Raw genomic sequence first — 1,032 nt, forward strand, 5'->3', positions numbered from 1 at the left:
TACTGAGGCTGAACTCGTGTTGTCATAGGTGCTGACAGGTCTTGATCCTTGCGGTACGTCGACAGGTATGCGGTACGCACAGGGTGGTGGATTCACCGACGAGCGGCGAGAGTTCCGGGAACAGCTGCGGCTCCAGGCGGCCGAGCGGTTCGCCCGGGGCGAGAAAAGTTCTGTGATCGCGAAAGACTCACGGGTTCATGTGCGGTCGGTGGAGCGGTGGCGGAAGGCCTGGCAGGACGGTGGGCTGAGGGCCTTGCGGTCCAGAGGACCGGCCTCGCTGCCGAGGCTGGACGAGACCCGGTTCGCCGTGCTGGAGCGGGAGCTGGCCAAAGGGCCAGTGGCCCACGGATGGCCCGACCAGCGGTGGACCCTGTCCCGGGTCAAGACCGTGATCGGGCGACGGTTCCACATGACCTACACGATCCAGGGGGTGCGCAAGCTCCTGGTCCGCAACGGCTTCTCCTGCCAGGTGCCCGCCCGGCGGGCGACCGAGCGGGACGAGGACGCGATCACCGGATGGGTGAAGGAGACGTGGCCACTGGTGGAAGCACCGCGGCGGCGCTCGACGCCTGGCTCGTCTTCGAGGACGAGGCCGGCTTCTCGATGACGCCGCCCACTTCCCGCACCTGGGCCCGACGCGGATGCACCCCCGTCATCCGGGTCCGGGGCCGCACCACCCGCTGCCTGTCGGTTGCCGCGCTGGCCTGCTACAAACCCGGCGAACGGCCCCGCCTGATCTATCGGCCCCGCCGCCACAGCAGCAGAAAAGGCACGCGCAAGAGCTTCGCCTGGACCGACTACCGCGACCTGCTCATCGCCGCCCATCGGCAGCTGGACGCCCCCATCGTCCTCATCTGGGACAACCTCGGCACCCATCTGTGCACCAGACTGCGGGAGTTCATCGACAGCCAGGACTGGCTCACCGTCCACCAACTGCCCGCCTACGCGCCCGAGCTCAACCCGGTCGAAGGTATCTGGTCACTCCTGCGACGCGGCTTCACCGCAAACGTCGCCTTCACCAGCGCGGACCAC

1 protein-coding gene is annotated in these 1,032 nt (G+C 67.9%); it reads left to right on the plus strand.

Annotated elements, in window-relative coordinates; translation table 11 throughout:
- Positions 1-67: 67 nt before the first annotated feature.
- Positions 68-1,032 (plus strand): IS630 family transposase gene (locus ACZ53N_RS37525; RefSeq protein WP_469145155.1). Its coding sequence is split into 2 segments (ribosomal slippage), with 963 coding nucleotides annotated over them: positions 68-511 and positions 514-1,032; the frame shifts between segments, so codons are not numbered across the junction. This gene is flagged as partial in the annotation.

This window comes from Streptomyces sp. NPDC033229 (genome assembly GCF_055576875.1).